15 protein-coding genes are annotated in these 21,170 nt (G+C 68.2%); 6 read left to right on the top strand and 9 right to left on the bottom strand.

Going from position 1 to position 21,170, the window contains the following annotated elements; genetic code table 11:
- Positions 1 to 25 precede the first annotated feature (25 nt).
- Entirely contained in the window at positions 26 to 535 is a 510-nt protein-coding gene (locus RIT73_RS08650) for a twin-arginine translocase TatA/TatE family subunit (RefSeq protein WP_309131668.1), read from the top strand.
- Between the two features lie 84 nt (positions 536 to 619).
- Here RIT73_RS08650 and RIT73_RS08645 read toward each other — a convergent pair whose 3' ends face one another.
- From RIT73_RS08645 to RIT73_RS08630, 4 genes are all read right to left on the bottom strand, one after another.
- Positions 620 to 2,089, bottom strand: coding sequence for a polysaccharide deacetylase family protein (locus tag RIT73_RS08645; protein ID WP_309131667.1), 1,470 nt, complete (start codon positions 2,087 to 2,089; stop codon positions 620 to 622).
- Positions 2,090 to 2,173: 84 nt separating this feature from the next.
- A complete protein-coding gene (locus tag RIT73_RS08640) occupies positions 2,174 to 3,298 on the bottom strand; it encodes an Mrp/NBP35 family ATP-binding protein (RefSeq protein ID WP_309131666.1) in 1,125 nt (374 codons plus the stop codon).
- Between the two features lie 2 nt (positions 3,299 to 3,300).
- Positions 3,301 to 3,849 (bottom strand): DUF1003 domain-containing protein, encoded by a 549-nt coding sequence (locus tag RIT73_RS08635; RefSeq protein WP_309131665.1) that lies wholly within the window; start codon positions 3,847 to 3,849, stop codon positions 3,301 to 3,303.
- A 2-nt stretch (positions 3,850 to 3,851) separates the two neighbouring features.
- Positions 3,852 to 5,126, bottom strand: coding sequence for a magnesium transporter MgtE N-terminal domain-containing protein (locus tag RIT73_RS08630; RefSeq protein ID WP_309131664.1), 1,275 nt, complete (start codon positions 5,124 to 5,126; stop codon positions 3,852 to 3,854).
- A 204-nt stretch (positions 5,127 to 5,330) separates the two neighbouring features.
- Here RIT73_RS08630 and RIT73_RS08625 point away from each other — a divergent pair, with 204 nt between their 5' ends.
- A complete protein-coding gene (locus RIT73_RS08625) occupies positions 5,331 to 7,244 on the top strand; it encodes a calcineurin-like phosphoesterase family protein (RefSeq protein WP_309131663.1) in 1,914 nt (637 codons plus the stop codon).
- Positions 7,245 to 7,328: 84 nt separating this feature from the next.
- Here the strand turns inward: RIT73_RS08625 and RIT73_RS08620 are convergent, their stop codons facing one another.
- Together RIT73_RS08620 and RIT73_RS08615 are read right to left on the bottom strand one after the other, a co-directional pair.
- Entirely contained in the window at positions 7,329 to 8,402 is a 1,074-nt protein-coding gene (locus tag RIT73_RS08620) for a P1 family peptidase (protein WP_309131662.1), read from the bottom strand.
- Complete coding sequence (locus tag RIT73_RS08615) at positions 8,399 to 9,997, bottom strand: aminopeptidase P family protein (protein WP_309131661.1); 1,599 nt, start codon at positions 9,995 to 9,997, stop codon at positions 8,399 to 8,401. Before RIT73_RS08615 ends, RIT73_RS08620 begins: the two co-directional genes overlap by 4 nt.
- A gap of 76 nt (positions 9,998 to 10,073) precedes the next feature.
- On the opposite strand from RIT73_RS08615, the gene RIT73_RS08610 reads away from it, so the two are divergent.
- Positions 10,074 to 10,931 carry a PHP domain-containing protein gene (locus RIT73_RS08610; protein ID WP_309131660.1) on the top strand — a complete coding sequence of 286 codons (858 nt, stop codon included), beginning with the start codon at positions 10,074 to 10,076 and terminating at the stop codon, positions 10,929 to 10,931.
- Between the two features lie 186 nt (positions 10,932 to 11,117).
- On the opposite strand, the gene RIT73_RS08605 is transcribed toward RIT73_RS08610, so the two are convergent.
- On the bottom strand, positions 11,118 to 12,599 hold the full coding sequence (locus RIT73_RS08605; protein ID WP_309131659.1) for a DEAD/DEAH box helicase: 1,482 nt from the start codon (positions 12,597 to 12,599) through the stop codon (positions 11,118 to 11,120).
- Between the two features lie 115 nt (positions 12,600 to 12,714).
- On the opposite strand from RIT73_RS08605, the gene RIT73_RS08600 reads away from it, so the two are divergent.
- A complete protein-coding gene (locus RIT73_RS08600; RefSeq protein WP_309131658.1) occupies positions 12,715 to 13,308 on the top strand; it encodes a ferritin-like fold-containing protein in 594 nt (197 codons plus the stop codon).
- 128 nt (positions 13,309 to 13,436) lie between these two features.
- Here RIT73_RS08600 and RIT73_RS08595 read toward each other — a convergent pair whose 3' ends face one another.
- Both RIT73_RS08595 and RIT73_RS08590 read right to left on the bottom strand, forming a co-directional pair.
- Entirely contained in the window at positions 13,437 to 13,661 is a 225-nt protein-coding gene (locus RIT73_RS08595) for a DUF3107 domain-containing protein (RefSeq protein WP_309131657.1), read from the bottom strand.
- Positions 13,662 to 13,854: 193 nt separating this feature from the next.
- Positions 13,855 to 14,448 (bottom strand): TetR/AcrR family transcriptional regulator, encoded by a 594-nt coding sequence (locus RIT73_RS08590; RefSeq protein ID WP_309131656.1) that lies wholly within the window; start codon positions 14,446 to 14,448, stop codon positions 13,855 to 13,857.
- A 77-nt stretch (positions 14,449 to 14,525) separates the two neighbouring features.
- Here RIT73_RS08590 and RIT73_RS08585 point away from each other — a divergent pair, with 77 nt between their 5' ends.
- Together RIT73_RS08585 and RIT73_RS08580 are read left to right on the top strand one after the other, a co-directional pair.
- Positions 14,526 to 17,786, top strand: a complete 3,261-nt coding sequence (locus RIT73_RS08585) for a PD-(D/E)XK nuclease family protein (RefSeq protein ID WP_309131655.1) — start codon at positions 14,526 to 14,528, stop codon at positions 17,784 to 17,786.
- Positions 17,786 to 21,094: an ATP-dependent DNA helicase gene (locus tag RIT73_RS08580; protein WP_309131654.1), complete on the top strand. Its 3,309-nt coding sequence runs from the start codon at positions 17,786 to 17,788 to the stop codon at positions 21,092 to 21,094. Before RIT73_RS08585 ends, RIT73_RS08580 begins: the two co-directional genes overlap by 1 nt.
- Positions 21,095 to 21,170 lie beyond the last annotated feature (76 nt).

The following is a 21,170-nucleotide window of genomic DNA, read 5'->3' as shown; positions in this document are numbered from 1 at the left end:
TGTTCGCGACCGGTAGACTGGAGGCATGTTTGGTATCAACGGCACCGAGATGCTCATCTTGGTGGTTGTGGCACTCGTCGTCATCGGTCCCAAACGCCTCCCCGAGTACGCCGAGAAGCTGCGGGACCTCGTCCGCCAGGCTCGCCGAATGGCCGAGGGAGCGAAGGAGAGCGTGCAGCGTGATTTCGGCGACGAGTTCAAGGACGTCGACTGGCAGAAGCTCGACCCCCGGCAGTACGACCCCCGGCGCATCGTCCGTGAGGCCCTCGTGGAAGAGGACACGTCGATCCGGGAGTCCAAGCGCACACCGAAGCAGGTTTCGACCCCCGGTGCGGGGACGGGCACCGACGACGACTCGAGTGAGCGCCATCCGGCTGGGCGCGATGCAGCCGAATCTGACACGGATGGGATCGAGGCGGACGCCGAGGCGGAGTCTCAGCCGGCACCTATGCGCTCACCGATCGAGCGATTCCAGGCTCAGGCCGCGAGACGTGTGCGCGCCGAGGCGGCTCCCTTCGATCCCGACGCCACCTGACTCGGGTGCTCAGGACCGCCGGGTTCTCAAGACCGGGTGAACTGACGTCTCAGCATCGTTCAGCTCCTCAGCACGCCATCTGATTCATTTCCGCAGCACCGCCGGGTGCTCCGGGTTCGAACACAGTTCGCTTCCGTAGCCGCGGCAGTAGTACTGTGCCCCGGCCGAGAGTTCGACGCCGGCGAACAGTTCGCTCGTCGTGACGGCATAGAGACCCTTCTCCGCCACAGTGCGGAAGACCTGGGGCGACGCCTCGATCGTGCTCGGGTGGATGGAGTGCATGAGGACGATCGAGCCCGGCCGGGCGTCGCGGGCCACAGAGGCGACCACCTTGCCCGGGTTCTTGTGCCGCCAATCCTCGGTGTCGACGTCCCACAGGATGGCGGGATGGCCGAGGACACCGGCGGCGGCCGAATCAAGTGCTCCGAAAGGAGGCCGCAGCAGTTCGGGTCGTCCCGCTCCCGCCGCTTCGATCGCGTCATCGGCCTGACGGACCTGGGCCCGCACGGTCGCGGGGCTGCTCCGGTCGAGTTGGGGATGCGAATGCGTGTGATTGGCGATCTCGTGCCCTTGGTCGACCATCCGCTCCACGGTGCCGGGGAACGCGGCGACATTCCTTCCCAACAGGAAGTAGGTGAGGCGGACTCCCGCCTCGGCGGCGGCATCGAGCAGGGAGTCCTCGCCCTCGGGGTCGCCCGGACCGTCATCGTAGGTCAGAGCCACGCAGGGGAGGAGGGAGCACGAATAGTCAGGTCTGCGCTCATCGGCGGCAGCCGGCAGAGCCAGCGGGGTGCGCAGAGACTTGGAGACGGTGCGCCCGAGCGCAGTGAGGCTCTTCTCGGGGACCTGTGAGCCCTCCAGGGTGACGTGACCGAACGCGTCGACAGCGATGGCGGCGGCATCCACCTCGGCGTCGAAGAGGTCGCCGATGTCGACCGTGGTGTCCGTCGAGATCTGTGTCACCAGCACGCTGGCCTGCGGGCGGTCGTCGCCCGGACCTCTCACCCAGAGGCGGGAGACGAGGAAGTCACCGCCTGCGGCGAGGACCTCATTGCCGATCTCAAGTCGCTCGCCCGGCTCGGACTCCTCTGCCTCGGTGGGGAACTTGCCCGCCGTCCCCGCATCGGACGCGCCCGAAGTCGGGGCGCCTGTCGTGCGAGGGTCCTGCACCTGGGGTGCGACGATGAACCTCTCCGCGGGCCGACGGGCGGCGGGATCCGTGAGCACGGGACTGTAGGCGGCCCGGCCGCCGAAGCTGCCGTTCGACTCGATGGCGGCGAGCACTCTGGCCTCGGTGACCGACGAGAGGGAGCGAAGGCCGGGGATCCCGAAGAGATGTGCCCGGATCTCCGGCGCGAATTCGTCGTCGAGGATGGCATAGCTGCGCAGGTTGTTCGCGGCGACCGCGAGGTTCTCCTGGACGGTCTGCGCATCCTGCGGGTTTGCCGATTCGCGAGTGGTGCCGGTGGGGACGCAGCCGGCGAGGATGAGAACGAGGCCGGCCGCAGCGAGCGCTAAGCGCAGACGCGGTCGGCCAGGGGAGGGGAGTGGCATTGACGGGTCCTAGCGACGGGAGGGGACTGGAACTTCATCCATTGTATGTCGCGCGGATGACCCGACCAGCACGGGCCCAGCCTCTCAGACGGGGCTGAGCCCCAGCGACCGTCCTGCGAGTCCGCGAGAGCGCTGTCCGAGCCTCGCCGCCAGGGAGCGGAAGGCGACGGCGGCGGCGGAGTCAGGGTGGGTGAGGACCACCGGAGTGCCGGCGTCCGATCCTTCGCGCAGCTGGGTGTCGAGCGGGATCTGTGTGAGCAGCTCGACAGTGGTCCCGGTGGTGCGGGAGAGGTTCTCCGCGACGACCGCGCCGCCGCCGGAGCCGAAGATGTCCATCTGCGTCCCGTCGGGCATCTCCATCCAGGACATGTTCTCGATCACTCCGGCCACCCGCTGGCGGGTCTGGGAGGAAATCGATCCTGCCCGCTCGGCGACCTGCGCCGAGGCGGGCTGGGGGGTCGTGACGACGAGCAGCTCCGAGCCCGGCAGCAGCTGGGCGACCGAGATCGCGATGTCGCCGGTGCCGGGAGGCAGGTCGAGGAGCAGGACGTCGAGGTCGCCCCAGAACACGTCGGTGAGGAACTGCTGCAGCGCTCGGTGGAGCATCGGACCGCGCCACACCACGGCCTGGGTGCTGGGCACGAACATTCCGATGCTCATCACCTTCACGTCATGGGCGACCTGGGGGATGATCATGTCATCGACCCGGGTGGGATTGCCGGTGACGCCGAGCATGGAGGGAATCGAGAAGCCGTAGATGTCGGCGTCGACGATGCCCACGCGCAGCCCACGGGCCGCCATCGCGACCGCGAGGTTCGCAGTGATCGAGGACTTGCCGACCCCGCCTTTGCCGGACGCGATGGCGTAGACCTTGGTCAGGGAATCGGGTTTCGTGAAGGGGACCTCGCGCGAGGAGCCGGCGCCCTGGAGCTTCTCACGCATCGCCGTGCGCTGCTCGGGCGTCATCGTGCCGAGAATCACCTCGACCTCGTCGACGCCGGGCACGGCCGCCACCGCCTCGGTCGTGTCCTTCGTGATCGTGTCCTTGAGCGGGCATCCGGAGACGGTGAGGAGGACGGTGACGGTGACTTTCGCGCCGTCGATGGTGACATCGTCGACCATATCGAGTTCGACGATGCTGCGGCGGATCTCCGGGTCGATGACGCCGGTGAGCGCCTCCCGGATGGCCTCCATCGATGGTTGTGTCATAGTCAGCCTCGTCCTTTCTCGCCGCGGTCAGTCCTCCAGTTTACCTGCTCGCCTTTCGCGCCGTCATCCCGGGACGGGGCCTCCTCCTCGAGCTCTCGGAGCAGGTCGCGCAGCTCCGAGCGGATGAAGTCGCGCGTCGCGACCTCGCGCATCGCGATGCGCAGCGCTGCGACCTCACGGGCGAGGAATTCCGTGTCGGCGAGGTTGCGCTCGGCCCGTCTGCGGTCGTGCTCGAACTCCACCCGGTCCCGGTCGGCGCTGCGGTTCTCCGCGAGCAGGATCAGGGGCGCGGCGTAGGAGGCCTGCAGGGACAGGATCAGGGTCAGCAGGGTGAAGTTCAGCGACTTCGGGTCGAACTGCATCTCCTCGGGCAGGAGCGTGTTCCACAGCAGCCAGGCGGCGCAGAAGACGGTCATCCCGACGAGGAACGCAGGCGTGCCCATGAACCGGGCGAAGGACTCGGCGCCACGGCCGAAGGTCTCCGGGGACATGCTCAGTCGGGGCAGCTTGCGCTTGGTCGACCGGGGCACATCGAAATCGTCAGCAGCCATCACTACCCCCTTCTGTGATCGTCACGGCCAGTGGTGCGCCAGTCCTCGGGCAGCAGCTGGTCGAGGACGTCGTCGACGGTGACCACACCGATGAGGTGGTCATTGTCGTCGGTGATCGGCACCGACACCAGATTGTACGCCGCCAGGAGCTTCGTCACCTCGGCCAGCGGAGTCTCCGGCGGCAGCGGCTCCACCTCGGTGTCGAGCATGATCCCGACAGCCTCATGCGGGGGATGGCGCAGCATCTCCTGGATGTGGACGAGCCCCAGGTACTTGCCCGTGGGGGTCTCGATCGGCTGCCGGCAGACGAAGATGGCCGCGGCCAGCGCGGGCGGCAGGTCCTCCCTGCGGACATGGGCCAGCGCCTCGGCGACGGAGGTCTCCGGGGTCAGGATCACCGGCTCGGTCGTCATCAGACCACCGGCGGTGTCCTCGTCGTAGGCGAGCAGTGTGCGCACATCCTCGGCGTCCTCGGGCTCCATCAGGAGGAGGAAGCGCTCGGCCGCCTCATCGCTGAGCTCGCCGAGGAGGTCGGCGGCGTCGTCGGGCTCCATCTCCTCGAGGACCGTGACGGCGCGCTGGGTGTCCAGGGCGGAGAGCAGCTCGACCTGCGTCTCGGCGGGGAGCTCTTCGATGACGTCGGCGAGGCGCTCGTCGTCCAGCGCCCGCGCGACCTGGAGCCGGCGCTGCGGACTCATCTCGAACAGGACGTCGGCGAGGTCGGCGGGCTTCGTGTCCTGGTACGCGGCGATGAGCTGCGTGGCCTCCTGATCGACGGCGGCGTCGGCGGGATGATCGGCGTCCGACCAGGAGATCTGCAGAGTCTCACCCCGCCGGCGGAAGGCCGCGAAAGCGGTGCGTTCGGGAACCCTGCGGACGAAGAGGCGGGTGACTTCCCAGTCCCGGCTCACCTGTTGCTCGATCCCGACGTCCTCGACCTGGATCGGGGAGCCGTCCTCGCGCAGTCGCAGCCTGCGGTCGAGGAGGTCGTTGACGACCAGGGTCTCCGAGCGCCGCTGTTCGAAGCGGCGCATATTGACCAGGCCGGTGGTGATGACCTGACCTGAGTCGATGGCCGTGACGCGCCCCATGGGGACGAACACGCGGCGTCGACCGGGCACCTCGACGACCAGGCCGATGACGCGGGGGAACTGGCGCATGGTCGTGCGATAGACGATGACGACGTCCCGCACCCGGCCGACCTGATCGCCCAGAGGGTCGAAGACCGGGGCGGAGATGAGCCGTGCGACGAAGACGCGTTTCGCGGAGCCACTCATACCTCTACCCTACGTCCTGGCCAGGAAGAATGCCGCGTCATCCGGATCACGGCACGTTCACCAAGTTGCCTTGTGCCTGTCATTGAGGATTCTCTCAGGCTCCCTAAGGTCGATTCTCGGCAAGGCATCCCGAATGCGGTGCAGATCCGAGTGCAGTGCAGATCCGAGTGCAGTGCAGATTTCGAACCTGAGAGGAAGACATATATGTCCGTACGACGAATGCGTGTGATCGGCTTGGGAGCAGCGACGGCACTACTCGCTCCGCTGGCGGTGACGACCGCGGCCCTGGCCGACACCGCACCCGCTGAACTCTACGAGGGGCACGTCCAGGTCGATCGGGGCGAACCCGAGGACCCGTCGCTCTTCACCGGCCAGGTCTTCGACGACATCAACGAGAATTCGACGCTCGACCCAGGTGAATCGGGAATCCCCGGGGTCGCGGTGACCAACGGGATCGAGGTCGTCCAGACCGACGGCAGCGGAGCTTATGAGCTGCCGGTCCGAGAGAACATGACGGTGTCGGTGACACAGCCCGCGGGCTGGCAGGTGCCCGTCGATGAGGACATGATCGCCCAGTTCAGCTACAACCATCTCCCGAAAGGCTCACCCGAGCTCAAGTACGGCGGGATCGCACCGACCGGCGGAACCCCGAAGAGCGTGAACTTCCCGATGATCGCCTCCCAAGCGACCGCCTCGGCGCAGCAGGACTGCGCGATCGCCTCGGACACGCAGACCTATGACAAGACGGAAGTCGGATACGCTCGCGACGGTGCGGTCAGCGACCTCGCCGACCGCACCGACTACCGGGCGTGCGGCGTCCTCCTCCTCGGCGACAACGTCGGCGACGACCTCAGCCTCAACACTGATCTCCGCGATCTGTACTCGCAGATGAACGGACCGGTCCGGGTGGCGCCGGGCAACCACGATCAGGACTACGACTCACCTGACGACGCCCACGCGCTCGACACGTTCCGCGACGACTTCGGCCCGGCGTACTTCTCCTACGACGTCGGGAGGACCCATTTCGTCGTCCTCGACAGCATCGACTACTCGGGCGACCCGAAGACGAAGAAGTACGCGGAGGCGATCAGCGATGAGCAACTGGAATGGCTGCGCAACGATCTGCAGAACGTGCCCCGCAACGCCCAGATCGTCATCGCCACGCACGCTCCGCTCCTCACTCATCGTGAGGTCGTCGTCGACAATGCCGCGGACTTCTACTCCGTCATCGCCGATTACCCGAACGCGGTCACCGTCGGCGGGCACACGCACACGTTGGAGAACCTCATCGCCGGTGAGAACCGGAAGGAGTGGAGGAACGCCGGCATCGACGAGCTCACGCACACCCAGCTCGTCGCCGGTGCCGTCTCCGGCGACTGGTACTCCGGCGGACTCAACTCCGACGGCCTTCCCTACGCCTTCACCTCCGACGCCGCCGAACCCGGAGTGCTCACGCTCTCCTTCGACGGTGCACAGCGCAGCGAGCGCTATACGGTGCGCGGCGAGCCCGATGGCCACCAGCTGCTCCTCGGCGTCAATTCCCCTGCCTGGCGCGACTGGGCGCAGTCGGCGCAGGAATGGCAGGACGAAGGGAAGCAGGGCGACGCGCCTGTGGCGGTCTCGGAGAAGGTCGTCACCCGCAGTGACCTCAAGTCCGGAGACACGTGGTTGACCTCGAGCTTCCTCGCCGGCAGCTCCGATGCCCGCGTCGAGGTGAGCTTCGACGGCAAGCCGCCCGTTCCCGCCGAGCACACCCAGCCCGGACGAGGTGAGCCCCTGAAGGAGGGATGGGAGTTCACCGATCCGTACACGGCCTCGCAGAACCTGCGGACCTCCGGCAACGTCGGCCGGACGAGTTCGCATCTGTGGCGGGCGCCGATCCCGGGGAAACTCGACCTCGGAACGCACAGTGCAAAGGTGACGGGAACGGATCGCTACGGTCGCTCGTTCACCGACACCATCCGGTTCACGGTCGTCGACGACAGGACGGAGGCGAAGCAGACGTCGAAGAGGCAGCTCAAGGACGACGGGTTCGACCTCCACCGCGAACAGAGGACCGGGACCGCGAATCGTCCGGGACTGGACTCGGAGGAGTCGCGAAAGGCCGACGGCCGCTGACGCGGGGTCAAGCCGGCTGCCGCTGACGCAGGGGCCGGACAGCGCGGCTGACCCGGGGGCCGGCCTCGGTCCGCTGACCCTGCGTCAGGGCAGCGCGGAGAAGGACCGGGCGAAGTCGGGCGCGATGTCGGTGAGCGTGGGAGGCTGACCCCAGGAGGGGTCGAACGGCGCAGCGCTGACGAGGGCGTCGATGACCGCGAGAGCGATGACATCGGCGCCCGCGGCGGTGATCGAGACGAGGGCGGACGTGGCCTCGGCAGGGTCCACGGGCAGCGGGATGCCCCCCGTGGCCACCGAGAACACCGTATCGCCGTCGAAGAGCGTATGTGAGGGGCGCACAGCCCGGGAGATGCCCGCGTGCCCGCCCGCTGCCAGTCCCGTCACCTGTGCGGAGTCGAGCCGGGCATCGGTGGCGACGACGGCGAGCGTCGTGTTCTTCGCCGAGGCGAACGCCGCGGTCGCCGCCACCGGCAGCCCCGGCAGCGGCGGAACATCCCACCCGAGCTCTTCGAGCAGGGGACCGGCCCACAGGGTCCCTCCGGGCGTGCCGATCGTGCCGAGCGGATTGGCCGCGACGAGCGCCGCGACCGTGTACCCGCCGGGCAGGTGCATGAGCGCAGAACCCAATGAACTGCGCAGCGTCTGCCCGCCCGCCCGCGCTCCGAGTCCGACGCCGACACTTCCCCTGACAGCCGCTGTCCGCGGCTCGGACAGCGCCATGCCGGCTGCCGCAGCGCCCTCGGCTGCGGTGGGCGCAGCGACGGGGCCGTCCCCGCGACCGAGATCGTAGATCGCGGCACCGGGGACGAGCGGAATCGCGGTGCCGGGGAGGCCGGGCGCCGGAAATCCTCGTCCCGCCTCGGCGAGGGTCTCACTGACGCCGGCGACTGAGCGCAGCCCGATCGCCGAACCACCGGTGAGCACGATCGCATCGGCGCCGTAGGCGTGGGTGCTCGGGGCGATGACGTCGGTCTCATGGGTGGCGGGACCACCGCCGCGGACGTCGACGCCCACAGTCGAACCGGCGGGCGGGAGGAGAACGGTGACCCCGGTCAGGCGGGAACGGGTGAGGCAGCCGGCATGGCCGAGGCCGATTCCGTCGATCTCGAGGACGCCCCGGCCGCGCACCGGCCCGGGCGTCACCGGCCCGGACGTCATTGGCCCTGCACCCAGGCCTCCACCTCGACGCGGGTGCGGGGGAAGCCGGCCGAGAGGTTCTCGACGCCGTCGGCGGTGACGAGGACATCGTCCTCGATCCGGACTCCGATGCCGCGGTACTCGGCGGGCAGGAGCAGGTCATCGGCCTTGAAGTACAGACCCGGTTCGATCGTGAAGACCATTCCCGGCTCCAAGTGGGCGTCGAGGTACATCTCGGCGCGCGCCTGCGCGCAGTCGTGGACGTCGAGGCCGAGGTGGTGGCTGGTGCCGTGGACCATCCAGCGGCGATGGTGCTGACCGTCGGGGGACAGGGACAGGGCAGCCGGGACCGGCAGGATCCCGAGTTCCTCGAGACGGACCGCGATGACCTGCATGGCGGCCTCGTGCACCTCCCGGAACCGGATCGGTCGGCTGACATGTTCGGCCGCGACCGCGAACGCGGCGTCCGCGGCCTCGAGCACGACGTCGTAGACCTTCGCCTGAATGTCGCTGAACGTGCCCGAGACCGGGAGTGTGCGGGTGATGTCGGCGGTGTAGAGGGAGTCCGCCTCGGCGCCGGCGTCGACGAGGACGAGATCACCCGGCCGGACCTCCCCGTCGTTGCGGATCCAGTGCAGGGTGCAGGCATGGTTGCCCGAGGCCGCGATCGTGTCGTAGCCGACGCCATTGCCGTCGGTGCGGGCGGCGGTCTCGAACGCCGTCTCGATGACGCGCTCTCCGCGCCGGTGCGCCACTGCATCGGGCAGCGACTTCACGACGTTGTCGAAGCCGGACCGAGTGATCGCAACGGCCTCGCGCAGCGCATCGATCTCGTAGTCGTCCTTGATCAAGCGCAGCTCCGACAGCGACTGAGCGAGTTCGGCGTCCCCTGCCAGCGAGATCTCCATGTCCGCTTGGACCTGCGACCGGGCGAGGTCGATGACGGAGTCGACGCGCGCATCGGCCTGCCGGACCAGGCGCACGGAGATGGCGCCCAGGTCCTTGGTGATGACATCGTCGACCGTGGAGGAGTCCGCAGTGGCGATGCCGGTCATCGTCGCCATCGCCTCGAGGTCGGCGCGGGGGCCGACCCAGTACTCGCCGTAACGGGAGTCGGAGAAGAACTCGACGGTGTCGGAGCCGGCACGGGGGCGGAAGTAGAGGGTGACGGTGTGGGTGTCGTCCTCGGGCTCGAACACGAGCACCGCGTCAGGTTCGGAGTCGGTCTCGAGCCCGGTGAGGTGGATGAATGCCGAGTGCGCCCGGAACCGGTAATCGGTGTCGTTCGAGCGGACTTTGAGGGAGCCGGCGGGGACGACGAGGCGCTCACCGGGAAACGCGGCCGAGATCGCCGCCCGGCGGGCAGCGGTGAAACCGGCGGCGGCGAGAGGTTCGGCGTTGAGCGGGGTGCGGTCCCAGCCGGTGGCCACGAAATCCCGGAAGGCTTGGGAGTCGGGGCGGTGGGAGCGGTTGTTGACGCGGTCCTCGAGAGCCTGTGCCGACCCCGGGGTCTCGGTGGTCGGCTGGGTGGTCTCGGCGGGCTGCCGGATGGTCTCGGCGGATGGCTGGGCGGTCTCGGACGTGGGTGTGAAAGCGGTGTCCCGGGGATCAGTCATGGCTCCATTCTAGGCACCGCTCTCAACCCTGACGTCATCGTCAGCACAGAGATGATCAGCGGATAGACTGGGGCGCATGGTCATCGATCTCCATGCGCACACGGCGTTCTCCGATGGTACTCAGAGCCCATCCGAACTCATCTCCGAAGCCGCGATGGAGGGGATCGACGTTCTGGGAATCACTGACCATGACACGACGGCGGGCTGGGCGCCGGCGGAGGAGGCCGCCCGGGTCTACGGGCTCGGCCTGGTGCGCGGGATGGAGATCTCCTGCCGGCACGAGGGGATCAGCGTCCATATCCTCTCCTACCTCCATGACCCCTACGACACGGGCCTGGCAGACGTCGTCGAGGAGACCCGCCGCTCCCGCCTCGACCGCACCCATCTCATCATCGAGAAGCTGGCCGAGGACTATCCCATCGACATGGACGCGGTACTCTCCGTCTCCGGTGAGGATGCCACGATCGGGCGGCCGCACATTGCCGATGCGCTGGTGGCGGCGGGAATCGTCGAGACGAGGTCGGACGCCTTCGCCTCGATCCTCTCCAGCCGGGGCAAGTACCATGTCACTCTGCCGACCATCGACCCGCTGACGGCGATCCGTCTGATCCGGGAGGCTGGCGGTGTCTCCGTCTTCGCCCACCCGCGGGCCGCGATGCGTGGGCTCGTCGTCTCCGATGCGGCCATGCGCCAGTTCATCGAGGCGGGACTGGACGGGCTCGAGGTTGATCACCGGGACAATCCTCCCGCGGAACGGGAGGCGATGCGCCGGCTGGCCCAGGACCGCGACCTCATCATCACCGGCTCGAGCGACTATCACGGAACGGGCAAGCCCAACCGCCTCGGCGAGCATTCGACCTCGCAGCGGATGCTCGACAAGTTCCTCGACCGCGCCTCGACCCGACCCGGAGGCGTCGACTTCATCCAGGGCTGAACAGCTTCCGCAGCCCGGTGTGAGAATCAGCGAGGCTGAGCAACGCCGAGCAACGCCGACCGGACGGCTTCGCGTCGAGCGGACGGCTTCGCGCCGAAAGCGCACCCTCCTGCCGAGAGTTCAGGGCGCAGGGTGCTCTCTGGAGGCGAAGTCGTCCGCTCGAGCTCTGTGGCGCGTGCGGAGTCGCTACTCCGCGCTCGGAGCAGACTCTCCGGCGGGTGACTTGTCCGTGTGCGCACGGGAGGCGCGGCCGACCGGCTTGCCGCCGCGAGTGCGCTTGCGTTCGCGGTTGCGCCGGGTCCGCTTCTGTGACGCCTCTTCATCCGACTCGGCGGCGGCGCCTGCGTCCGAGCCACGGGCCCGCGACCGGTCCTGGGAGGAACTGCCTCGGCGACGTTCACGCCTCTCACCTGCAGCCTGAGCATCCTCACCGGCGGTCTCCTGCTGGCGGGGCAGACGACCCTTGGTGCCCTTGGGGATGCCGAGGTCGGCGAAGAAGTGGGGCGAGGTGGAATAGGTTTCGGCGGGCTCGTCGTGGTCGAGGCCCAAAGCCTTGTTGATCAGGCGCCACCGGTGCATGTCGTCCCAGTCCACGAAGGTGACGGCGACCCCGGAGTTGCCCGCCCGTCCCGTGCGGCCGATGCGGTGGACGTAGGTCTTCTCGTCGTCGGGGCACTGGAAGTTGACGACGTGGGTGACGTCGTCGATGTCGATGCCGCGGGCCGCGACGTCGGTGGCGACGAGGACGTCGACGTGACCGTCGCGGAACGACTTCAGGGCACGCTCACGCTGCACCTGGCCGAGGTCGCCATGGAGGGCGCTGACCTGAAAGCCGCGGTCGGTGAGCTCTGCGGCGAGCTTGTCGGCGGCGCGCTTCGTCCGGGTGAAGATGATGGTGCGCCCGCGCCCCTCGGCCTGGAGCATCCGGGCGACGAGCTCGTCCTTGTCCATCGAATGCGCGCGATAGACGAACTGGGTGGTGTTCTTGCCCGTCTGGGACAGGTCGTCGTGATCGTGGGCCCGGATGTGGGTGGGCCGCTTCATGTAGCGCCGCGCCAGCGTGATCACGGCGCCGGGCATCGTCGCGGAGAACAGCATCGTCTGACGGTGCGCGGGCACCGCGTTGATGATCCTCTCGACGTCGGGCAGGAACCCGAGGTCGAGCATCTCATCGGCTTCGTCGAGGACGACGGTGTGGACCTTGTGCAGCTTGAGGACCTTGCGACCGTAGAGGTCGAGCAGGCGCCCCGGGGTTCCGACGACGACGTCGACTCCGGTCTTGAGTGCCTTGATCTGCGGCTCGAAGTCCTTGCCGCCGTAGATGGTGATGATCTCGATGTTGCGCTGCGTCGAGGCGGTGACGAGGTCTGCGGCGACCTGCTTGGCCAGCTCGCGGGTGGGGACGACGACCAGGGCCTGGGGGAGGCGGACCTCGTCGTCGGCCTCGGCCTCGTCGGCGCCGACCACGCGCTGGAGCAGCGGGATGCCGAAGCCCAGGGTTTTGCCGGTGCCGGTCTTGGCCTGTCCGATGATGTCGGCGCCGGAGAGCGCCACCGGGAGTGTCAGCGTCTGGATGGGGAAGGGGTGGGTGATGCCGGCGGAGGCCAATGCGGCCACGATCGGTCCCGAGACCCCAAGCTCGGCGAAATCCGCTTCTGTCTGCGCCATGTGTGTAACTCCTTTTAGCGCATTCGCGCTCGTCAAGGTCGTGAACCGGTACTCTTGGCTTATGCCCGATTCTGCCCCATTGGCCGGTAAAAATGCTGCAACCAACAATGCTGCGATGCTCGCGCTTCTGGCGTTCGGCGAGCTCACTGCCTTCGAAGAGATGGCGACCAACGCCACTTCTGCTGCGCACTTGGACGACAAGATCGTCTTGGCGCGGCTGGCCTCGCAGTCATTTGCGAACTTCGAACAGCTCTCACAGCACATCAGGCGATTGGGCCAGGATGTGGTCGAGCTGTGCGAGCATTTCGAACCGACCTTCACCGTGCTGGCTGAAAGGACGCGTCCTCGTGACTGGCACGAGAGTCTCATGAAGGGATTCGTCTTCGACGGAATCATGAACGATTTCTACCGCACAGCCGTGGACGGACTCGACGAGCCCGGATACAGCCTGGCAATTACCATTCTCGATGATACACGTGCGGCCGATCATGTCCGCAATCGTCTGACCGAGGACGTGGCCGCCGACACCCAGCTGGCCTCACGCCTGGCGCTGTGGGGACGCAAGCTCGTGGCCGAGACCCTGGGCCGGGCCCGCCACCTCCTCACCGATCCCGTCCTCGGCATCGACGAGACCGTCGTGGTCGAGGCGATCCCCGCTGTCACGGCCAATCATTCGAGGCGGATGTCGGCGCTCGGGCTGGTCGCTTAGCAGACGCCGCGATCGGCCGCGTTGCCGTCGGCCTGCGGCAGGTGAATGCGAGAGCGGGCAGAACCCCGATCCACCGCCGATGACTCGGCGGCATGTCGATGTTCTGCCCGCTCGGTTCGCGGGTTCGCTCAGATCGCGCCGAAGCCGACCCGGCGCGCCGATTCGCTGCCGAGCTCGACGTAGCTGAGCGCAGGCGCGGGAACCAGCACCTTGCGGCCCTTGTTGTCGGTGAAGGTGAGCAGCGATTCGGCTCGGATCGACTCGTCGATGCGGGCTGCGAGTTCCGTGGCGCTCTCGTCCGTGTCGAGGACGATCTCACGGGGGGAGTGCTTGACGCCGATCTTGATTTCCATTGTTCTCCTTGCAGGATTGTCTTCGTGGACGGGGCTTCTACTTCGTGTGCGGGCCCGGGACCGCACTCAGCTTAACGTCAGAGACTCGGTGTTCTCTTCCGCGCGGTCGTCTTCCGTTCTCCTCCGCACTGCTGTGCACCGCCTCGGCTCGGATGGCACCCTGCCGCCGAGGGGACTCTCACGTGGCCGCGAATCACTTGGTCGCGAAGGACTGCAGTCCACCCCAGCTGAGCTGGGTGAGCAGGTTGACCGTGGCATCGATGTCAACGTCGTTGGAGGACTCGATCTGCTTGATGACCACCTCGGCGGTGCCGATGAGGGTCCGACACAGCAGGCGCGCCTCGGAGTCGTTGAGATCGGTGAAGCTCTGCAGCGCATCGACGATGTGGGAGGCCGACTGCTCACGCAGGGCGCGGATGCGGGCCTGCGCCTCGGGCTCGTAGACGTCGGAGTTGAAGAGGATGGCGAATTCCTCGCGGTGCGAGATGACGAAGTCGAAATATGCGCGGTACGTCGCCCGCACACGTTCGTGGGGATCCGTCGTCGACTCCAGAGCGGACTGGACCGAGGAGTTGAGGTGAGTGGCAGAGGCGTCGATGAGCGCCAGGTAGAGCTCCTGCTTCGACGCGAAGTGCTGGTAGAGGACCGGTTTCGACACTCCGGCGGCCTCGGCGATGACATCCATCGAAGTGGTCCGGTATCCGCGGGTGGCGAAGACAGAAAGCGCCACGCCCACCAACTGGTCGCGACGCTGCTCACGGGGCAATCTCTGCTGTGGACTCGACATTCCTCAATGTTACGCGAAGAACGGCCCCTGACCGGGGCCTGTCTGCCCGTGTCCGCGGCTCATGATGGAATACGGATATGGATGACAAGGCCGGAACAGTCTCGGCGAAGCTGCTCGCCCGTGAGTCCGTGACGATCATCGGTCGTCCGGGCACGGGCAAGACGACCCTGCTCGAAGCCGTCTACGCCCAGCTCGTGCGCACCCTCGACCCCGCCTCGGTGCTCGTGCTCACCCCCAACCGCGCCCACGCGGGCGACCTGCGCGACCGGCTGCCGGTGCCGCCCACGGCGGTGCTCGGCTCCGCGCCGGCCCGCAGCATCTCCTCGTTCGCCTTCGGAATCGCCCGCGCCGCCCACAGCACCCGCACCGGAGACGATCTCGCGTTCGTCTCGGGAGCGGACCAGGACGTCTTCCTCGCCGATCTCCTGGCCGGCCATGAGCTCGGCCGTGGCAGCGGCCCTGCCTGGCCCGCGGAGATCACCGCCGAGGTGCGCGCCACCTCCGCGTTCCGCACTGAGGTCCGCGATGCGCTCAACCGGATCATGGAGTTCGACTTCGGGGTCAGGGTGCCGCCACCCGTGGGGGAGGAGCGCGAACTGGTCTTCGACGCGGGCCGCAGTGCGCTGCAGCGGGTCGTGGAGGATCACGCCGACCCGCGCTGGGAGGCGCTGGCCCAGGTCCTCGACGAGTATCTGGGCATCATGAGCATGCCCGGCTACGGCGGCGTCGACGCGGCCACCGTCCTCGCGCGGGCCGCTTTCGAAGTGCTGCGCGAACCCGCCGAGGTGACGGCCGGCAGAGCCTGGTCCTTCTCCCCGGAAGCGGTTCCCGCCGTCATCCTCGCCGACGCCGTGCAGGACTTTCCCTCCGCGAGCTGGGGGCTGCTGGAGCAGTTGCAGGAGCGCGGCTGCGCGCTGGCGCTGTTCGGGGCCCCGGAGGCAGTGACCGGACGATTCCACGGCGCTGACGCCTCGCTCCTCGACCGCAGCGTGCGCAGCCCGCGGTTCGAGACCCTCGTGCTCACCGACATCCCGGACGTCGCCCTCGGGCTCGTCGACACCGGGGACGACTTCGCCCGTCGCATCACCACCCGGTGGGGGCTCGGCCACATCCCGCGGGAGGCGCACGCGATGCCGAGCCCTGGGAAACCCAGCTCAGGGGAAACCGGCCCTGGGGATCCCGGCACTGGGGAGCCCAGCACTGAGGATCCCGGCACTGGGGAGCCCGGCCCTGGGGAGCCCAGCCCGAATGTCGAGACCCATGTGTTCGAGAGCCCCGCCTCGGGGCACCGATACCTGGCCCGGCGGATCGCGAGCTACGTCGACGACGGCCACTCGTGGTCGGACGTGGCCGTGATCTGCCGCAACACCTCGAGCGCACGGGTGCTCGCGGGCGAACTGCGCGCCTCCGGGCTCGTCACCGAGCACATCGTGTCGGCTCTGAGCGTCGATCCCGCGACGGCGCCGCTGCTGCAGCTGCTCGAACGAACCCCGGACTTCGACGACGACGACTCGATCGCCGCCCTGGCGCTGTCCCTGGCCGGCAGCGTCTACGTCCGCCTCGACCCGGTGCAGCTGCGACGATTCCGCCGGCTGGTGCGCAGACGTCACCCGGCACCCAGCAGCGACGCCTCCCTGGCCGCGGCCCTGCGCAGCCGCTCCACCGATTCGGACATTCCGGGACTCGCCGCCATCATTCGGATGCTCACTGCTGCCGAGGAGCAAAGCGCCGCCGATCCGCACCAGGCGCTGTGGGCGATCTGGCAGGCGGCAGGGGTGGCCGAACGCTGGCAGTCCGAGGCCCTGCGCGATCCCGAATCCGAAGCCAACTCCCACCTCGACGCGGTGCTGCGCCTGTTCACCCTGGCCGAGAAGATCGCGGAGCGAGGAGGCTTCACCGCGCGGTCCTTCGCCGGCATCGTCGCCGAGCAGGACATCGCCCAGGACTCCTTGGCCGCGACCGCCGGCTTCGACGACTATGTCCACATCGGCACCCCCGCGTCCCTGGCTCATCGTCGGTTCTCCATGGTCATCATCGCCGAGGTGAATGAGGGAGTGTGGCCCAACCCGAAGCTGCGCGGTGGCATCCTCGGACTGACGGACCTGGCCGCAGTGCTCGAGTCCGGGGCCACCGTGACCGCAGACCCCGGTTATCAGTCCCACGCCCGGCGGACGAACCTCCGTGAGGAGGGCGAGCTCTTCTACACAGCGCTGACCCGTGCCGACGAACTCGTTGTGGTGACCGCCGTCGCCGATGATCAGAGCAGTCCCTCGCCCTTCTTCGACCTGCTCGCGGCACGGACCGCATCCGCAGCGGACTCCGCGGACGGCCATGCCATCACCCATGAGGACGATCTGCCGCCGATCGGCGTCAAGGAGATGGCCGCGCACGCCCGCGCCCAACTGCTGCAGGCCGCCGCCATCAGCGACGAGCCCGGTGGGCAGATGATCCCGTGGGCGCAGCTGCTGCGGGCGCTGCGCGAGACGGACGGCGACATCGCCGGTACCGAGGCCTGGCGGGAGACCGAGGACCTCAGCTCGCACGACCCCCTCTACACGGACGACGACGTCGTGCGCGTCTCACCCTCCCAGGTCGAGACCTTCTCCAACTGCTCCCTGCGCTGGTTCCTCACTCGCAACGGGGGCGACCGGCCGGGGACGGTGGCACAGAGCCTCGGCACGATCCTCCACGCAGCCGCCGAACGCTTCCCGGACGGACCCACATCGGCCATCCGGGACTTCGTCGAGGCCGAGTTCGCCACCATCGACTACTCCGCGGAGTGGGAGCGGACCCGCGATCACGACCTGGCGATGTCGATGGTCGACCGCCTCGGCCACTACATCACCAATGCCCCCGGGGAGGTCGTCGGGGTCGAGGCTCAGGTCTCCGCCACCGGCCTGGACGACCACGGCCGGGAATGGAAGGTGACGGGCCGACTCGACCGGATCGAGACAGCCGCCGACGGCGTGCGCATCGTCGACTTCAAGACCGGCAGGAACGTGGAGGCGACCGACGACATGCCCCGTCACCCGCAGCTCGGCGTCTACCAGGAGGCGATCAACTCGGGCGCGATCACCCTCGAAGACGGCCGCGTCCTCGACGCCAGGGCCTTCGGCGCCGAGCTCGTCTACCTGCGAAAGTCCGCGAGGACGGTCCGAGAGCAGTCGGCGCTGGAGATCGACTCGGATCCGCACTGGGCGCGGAACCTGCTCGGGGAGGTCTCCTCCGGCATGCGCTCGGCCCGGTTCCCCGCCGTCGTCGACCCGCAGAACTGCCGCAGCTGCCCCGTCCGCTCATCCTGCCCCGCGATGGGGCCGCGACTCATGGAAGAGGATTGATGCGCTACTCCGCCGACGAACTCGCCCGCTTGACCGCCGCCGACCCTGCGCAGGCGTTCCCGCCCAGCCCCGAGCAGAGGCTCATCATCGAAGCGGACCCTGCTGAGTCGATGAAGGTCACCGCCGGAGCCGGATCGGGGAAGACGACGGTGATCTCCCAACGCGTGGTATGGCTGGTCGCCAACGGGCATGTGGCCCCCGAGGAGATCCTCGGACTCACCTTCACACGCAAGGCCGTGGGGGAGCTGGCCGGGCGGATCCGGGTCCTCCTGGCCCGGTTCCGGCACAACCTGGGACTGACCTCGCCGACATCCCTGCCCGGTCTCGACAACCCCACTGTGTCGACCTACAACTCCTTTGCCGCCTCGATCGTCGACGAATACGGAGTCAGCATCGGGATCGAACCCGAGACGATTCTGCTCGACGAGGCCGGGGCGCATGCCATCGCGGGAGAGATCGTCGACGCGGCCGGCGTCGACGACATCCCGCCCGACGTGGCCAGGGACACGATGATCTCGGACATGATCGCCCTGGCCGGGGCGATGAACGACCACGGACGGGACAGGGACGAAGTCATCGCGTACCTCGACCGCTGCCTGCAGGCGCTGATCTCGAGCAAGGGCAAGCCGATCGACGCCATACGCCGACGCAAGCTCGAGGCGAAGATCAGGACCGCTCGGCTGGCAGGCGCCTACATCGAGGCGAAGCGGAGACATCTGGCGATGGACTTCTCCGATCAGGTCCGCTTCGCGCAGCGCATCGTCGACCGGGTGCCCGCTGCCGTGGCAGCGGAGCGCGCACGGTGGAAGATCGTTCTGCTCGACGAATTCCAGGACACCTCGGTGGCGCAGCTGAAGTTGCTGCGGGACCTGTTCGCTCAGACGGCGGTCACGGCAGTCGGCGATCCCCGCCAGGCCATCTATGGCTGGCGCGGTGCCAGCGCGGACAACATGATCCGCTTCTCAGGCGACTTCCGCAACGTCCGGTCGCTGACCCTGAGCACCAGCTGGCGCAACGACCGGACCATCCTGAGAGTCGCCAACCGGATCGCCGATGGGCTCGGCGGTGAGAAGGAGACGCCGCTGACGGCTCGCGCCGACGCCGGTGAGGGCACAGTGGCTGTGAGCATCGCCTCGGGCGCCCACGACCCCGACTTCCTCACCGACGGGATGAGAGCGCTGACGGAATGGATCGGGCAGCTGCCCGCGGGCACGACCAAAGCAGTCCTGTGCCGCAAACGCGCGCACTTCGCCACCGTCGCGACCGCGCTCGAGGCGGCCGGTTTCGCCGTGCACGTCCACGGCTCCTCCGGACTCCTCGCCGACCCGTTCGTCGCCGATGTCCGCGCCCTGCTCACCGTCGCCGTCGATCCCTTGGCAGGCGAGAACCTGATGCGGCTCGTCAGCGGTCGTCTGCTGGGTCTGGGCGCGGCCGACATCGCCGCCCTGTCCGCGTTCACCCGCCGGCAGAACGACCACCGACTCCAAGACCGCGACGAGCAGACTGCCGTCGATCCCGCTCAGACCGCGGCTGTGGCGGAGAGCATCGACCAGCCCACGATCGTCGAGGGAATCGACGAACTCATCGACGTCGCCGCCGCCCTCGACGACTCCGCACAGGCAGGTTCCCACCGCGGCCGGCTCAGCGCCGAGGTGCGTCGGGCAGTGGCGAGCTTCGAGGACTCGGGGTTGAGCCGTACCGCGCTCGAGCGACTGGTGCGCTTGGCCCGCGCGCTGCGCTCAGTCCGCTCCGCCACCGGCAGCATCACCTCGATCATCCGCAGCGCCATGTCCGAGACCGGGCTCGACTCCGACATCTGGGGACTGAGCGAATCACTGCGCAATCTCCACCGGTCGGCCATCGACTCCCTCTTGTCGGCGGCGAGCACGTATGCGGCCACCGACGATCAGCCGTCGGTGGCGCGGTTCCTCGACTGGCTCTCGGTGATGGAGGCCAAGGACGCGCTGAGCGTGGCGGAGCCGAGCGCCCGCGCCGACGCGACCAACATCATGACCGTGCATGCTTCGAAGGGCCTCGAATTCGACGCGGTCGCGGTACCCGCCCTCGTGACCAGGGATTTCCCCACTCTCCCGCGGGACAAGGAGGGCTGGATGGAGCGCACTGCGCTGCCGTACCCGCTGCGCGGCGATCGTGCTCACCTCGTCGACTTCGATCTGTCCACGGTGGAGGTCGAGACGAAGAAGGAACTTGAGGAATGGATCCTCGGTGTCATCCGGCCCGCGATCGAGCAGGCGCACGCTGAGGAGGAGCGGCGGCTGGCCTACGTCGCCTTCACGCGCGCCAAGCATCATCTGTGGCTCGGGGCCGAGCTGATGAATGGCCGCACAGACCCCGACGAACTCTCCCCGTTCCTCACCGAGGCGATCGAAACACTGGGGATCAGTCGTGAGATCCCCGAACCGGCCACGGACACCCCCGATCAGGTCATCGAGACCGCTGACTGGCCGGTCGCCCGCACCAGGGTCGTCGAGGCCGCGCGGAAGGCGGCACAGTGGGTGGAAGCGGTGGAGCCGGTGAGCTTGACTGCCCTCGGCGAGGCCGAACCGCCGGTGGGGGAGTACGCGCGGCGGGCCGCCCGGCTGCAGGCTAGGCCTCCCCGCTCGGCCCTCGGCTCGGTGCCGGAGCGTCTGTCGGCGACGTCCGTCGTCTCGTGGCGGCGGGACCCGCACGACTTCCTCACCCAGACCCTGCGCCCGGTTCCGACCCCGCCGAGCCGGGCCGCCGCCATCGGCACCGCCTTCCACGCCTGGGTCGAGCAGCACTTCGGGCAGGCGAGCATCGACGTCGACGAGGATGCCTCGGTGGGTCCCGCCGACGCCCGGACCATCGCCGAGCTGCAGAGCACGTTCCTCGCCTCGGAGTTCGCGCTGCGTCACGCCGATCATGTCGAGATGTCGTTCGAACTGGTCCTCGGCAGGTTTCGGGTGCCGGGGAAGATCGACGCCGTCTTCATCACCGGCGATCACGCCGAGGTGGTGGACTGGAAGACGTCGAAGAAGCCCGACGAATCCACCCTGGACGTGATGAAGTGGCAGCTGGCGCTCTATCGGTTCGCGATCCAGCGGACCCACCCGCAGATCCGCGAGGTGACGGGAACGTTCTACTTCGTCGGCAGCGACGACGTGGTGAGGTTCACCGAACTGCCGGACGAAGCCGAGATCATCAGTTGGCTGGAGGCTCAGGAGAGCTCGACGTCGACTGGGAAGCCGACGACGACCGAGCGTCCGTCGACGGCTGGCCGTCCGGTGCAGTCGTCCGCGGCTGGTCCCGGAACAGGACGTCATTGAAGGACTCCAGCAGTGCGGCGGCGTCGTTCACGGCCTCGTCATCGCCGGAGTCGACGGCTTCGAGCAGCCAGTCGAG

The organism is Brevibacterium sp., from assembly GCF_031179145.1.
Taxonomy (GTDB): Bacteria; Actinomycetota; Actinomycetes; order Actinomycetales; family Brevibacteriaceae; genus Brevibacterium.
This window is presented reverse-complemented; position numbering and strand designations above follow the sequence as displayed.

What these genes read in the sequence shown, in the direction of transcription:
- RIT73_RS08650 (WP_309131668.1), top strand. Translation starts at nt 26, where the DNA reads ATGTTTGGTATCAACGGCACCGAGATGCTCATCTTGGTGGTTGTGGCA.
- RIT73_RS08645 (WP_309131667.1), bottom strand. Translation starts at nt 2,089, where the DNA reads ATGCCACTCCCCTCCCCTGGCCGACCGCGTCTGCGCTTAGCGCTCGCT.
- RIT73_RS08640 (WP_309131666.1), bottom strand. Translation starts at nt 3,298, where the DNA reads ATGACACAACCATCGATGGAGGCCATCCGGGAGGCGCTCACCGGCGTC.
- RIT73_RS08635 (WP_309131665.1), bottom strand. Translation starts at nt 3,849, where the DNA reads ATGGCTGCTGACGATTTCGATGTGCCCCGGTCGACCAAGCGCAAGCTG.
- RIT73_RS08630 (WP_309131664.1), bottom strand. Translation starts at nt 5,126, where the DNA reads ATGAGTGGCTCCGCGAAACGCGTCTTCGTCGCACGGCTCATCTCCGCC.
- RIT73_RS08625 (WP_309131663.1), top strand. Translation starts at nt 5,331, where the DNA reads ATGTCCGTACGACGAATGCGTGTGATCGGCTTGGGAGCAGCGACGGCA.
- RIT73_RS08620 (WP_309131662.1), bottom strand. Translation starts at nt 8,402, where the DNA reads ATGACGTCCGGGCCGGTGACGCCCGGGCCGGTGCGCGGCCGGGGCGTC.
- RIT73_RS08615 (WP_309131661.1), bottom strand. Translation starts at nt 9,997, where the DNA reads ATGACTGATCCCCGGGACACCGCTTTCACACCCACGTCCGAGACCGCC.
- RIT73_RS08610 (WP_309131660.1), top strand. Translation starts at nt 10,074, where the DNA reads ATGGTCATCGATCTCCATGCGCACACGGCGTTCTCCGATGGTACTCAG.
- RIT73_RS08605 (WP_309131659.1), bottom strand. Translation starts at nt 12,599, where the DNA reads ATGGCGCAGACAGAAGCGGATTTCGCCGAGCTTGGGGTCTCGGGACCG.
- RIT73_RS08600 (WP_309131658.1), top strand. Translation starts at nt 12,715, where the DNA reads ATGCTCGCGCTTCTGGCGTTCGGCGAGCTCACTGCCTTCGAAGAGATG.
- RIT73_RS08595 (WP_309131657.1), bottom strand. Translation starts at nt 13,661, where the DNA reads ATGGAAATCAAGATCGGCGTCAAGCACTCCCCCCGTGAGATCGTCCTC.
- RIT73_RS08590 (WP_309131656.1), bottom strand. Translation starts at nt 14,448, where the DNA reads ATGTCGAGTCCACAGCAGAGATTGCCCCGTGAGCAGCGTCGCGACCAG.
- RIT73_RS08585 (WP_309131655.1), top strand. Translation starts at nt 14,526, where the DNA reads ATGGATGACAAGGCCGGAACAGTCTCGGCGAAGCTGCTCGCCCGTGAG.
- RIT73_RS08580 (WP_309131654.1), top strand. Translation starts at nt 17,786, where the DNA reads ATGCGCTACTCCGCCGACGAACTCGCCCGCTTGACCGCCGCCGACCCT.